General features: G+C 69.3%; 1 protein-coding gene. It reads left to right on the top strand.

Features of this window, described 5'->3' with window-relative positions; all coding sequences use genetic code 11:
- Positions 1-1806, top strand: a 1806-nt coding sequence (gene acs, locus EIL87_RS21680) for an acetate--CoA ligase (protein WP_125092439.1), incomplete at both ends; no start/stop codon positions are given.

Raw genomic sequence — 1806 nt, 5'->3', positions numbered from 1 at the left:
GCCGTCTGAGGAATTCGCGGCGCAGGCCAACGCCACGTCGGCGCTGTACGAGCAGGCCGAGGCCGATCGTGAGGCGTTCTGGGCGGAGCAGGCCTCGCGGTTGTCCTGGGACAGCAAGTGGGACCAGGTCCTGGACTGGTCCGGGGCGCCGTTCGCGAAGTGGTTCGTCGGCGGCAAGCTCAACGTGGCCCACAACTGCGCGGACCGGCACGTCGAGGCCGGTCACGGTGACCGGGTGGCGATCTACTGGGAAGGTGAGCCGGGCGATTCCCGGGAGATCACCTACGCCGAGCTGCAGCGGGAGGTCTCGCGCACCGCCAACGCCCTGGCCGAGCTGGGTGTGGGCAAGGGCGACCGGGTCGCGATCTACCTGCCGATGCTGCCCGAGGCGGTGTTCTCGATGCTGGCCTGCGCCCGGTTGGGCGCCCTGCACAGCGTCGTGTTCGGCGGGTTCTCCGCCGAGGCGCTGCGCTCGCGGATCAACGACGCCGAGGCCAAGGTCGTCATCACCGCCGACGGCCAGTACCGGCGCGGCAAGGCCATGCCGCTGAAGACCAACGTCGACGAGGCCGTCGCGGACGCACCGAGCGTCCAGCACGTGCTGGTCGTGCAGCGCACCGGCATCGACATCGCCTGGGACGACTCCCACGACAAGTGGTGGCACGACGTGGTCGACCGCCAAGCCGAGTCGCACACCCCGGAGGCCTTCGACAGCGAGCACCCGCTGTTCATCCTCTACACCTCGGGCACCACCGGGCGACCCAAGGGCATCCTGCACACCTCCGGCGGGTACCTGACCCAGGCGGCCTACACCCACCACCACGTCTTCGACCTCAAACCCGACACCGACGTGTACTGGTGCACCGCCGACATCGGCTGGGTCACCGGCCACACCTACATCGTCTACGGCCCGCTGGCCAACGGCGCCTCCCAGGTCATCTACGAAGGCACCCCCAACACCCCGCACGAGGGCCGGCACTGGGAGATCGTGCAGAAGTACGGCGTCACGCTCTACTACACCGCGCCCACCACGATCCGCACCTTCATGAAGTGGGGCGCGGAGATCCCCGCCAAGTACGACCTCTCCTCGCTGCGAGTGCTGGGCTCGGTCGGCGAACCGATCAACCCCGAGGCCTGGATGTGGTACCGCAAGCACATCGGCTCGGACCGCACCCCGATCGTCGACACCTGGTGGCAAACCGAAACCGGCGCGATCATGATCTCGCCGCTGCCCGGCGTCACCGCCGCCAAGCCCGGCTCCGCGCAAACCCCGCTACCCGGCATCTCGGCCAAGGTCGTCGACGAAACCGGCACCGACGTCGGCCCCGGCGGCGGCGGGCTGCTGGTGCTGGACAAGCCCTGGCCGGCGATGCTGCGCGGCATCTGGGGCGACGACGAACGCTACAAGGACACCTACTGGTCCAAGTTCGCCGACCTGGGCTTCTACTTCGCCGGCGACGGCGCCAAGTACGACACCGACGGCGACGTGTGGCTGCTGGGCCGCGTCGACGACGTCATGAACGTCTCCGGCCACCGCATCTCCACCACCGAGGTCGAATCCGCCCTGGTCTCACACCCCAACGTCGCCGAAGCCGCCGTCGTGGGCGCCAGCGACCCCACCACCGGGCAAGGCATCGTGGCCTTCGTGATCCTGCGCGGCGGCGCCGCCGACGGCGCCAGCGGCGACGCCGCCCTGGCCGAACTGCGCGACCACGTCGCCAAGGAAATCGGCCCCATCGCCAAACCCCGCCAGATCATGGTCGTGCCCGAACTGCCCAAGACCCGCTCCGGCAAGATCATGCGACG

The organism is Saccharopolyspora rhizosphaerae, assembly GCF_003931915.1.
Lineage (GTDB): Bacteria > Actinomycetota > Actinomycetes > Mycobacteriales > Pseudonocardiaceae > Saccharopolyspora > Saccharopolyspora rhizosphaerae.
This window is presented reverse-complemented; position numbering and strand designations above follow the sequence as displayed.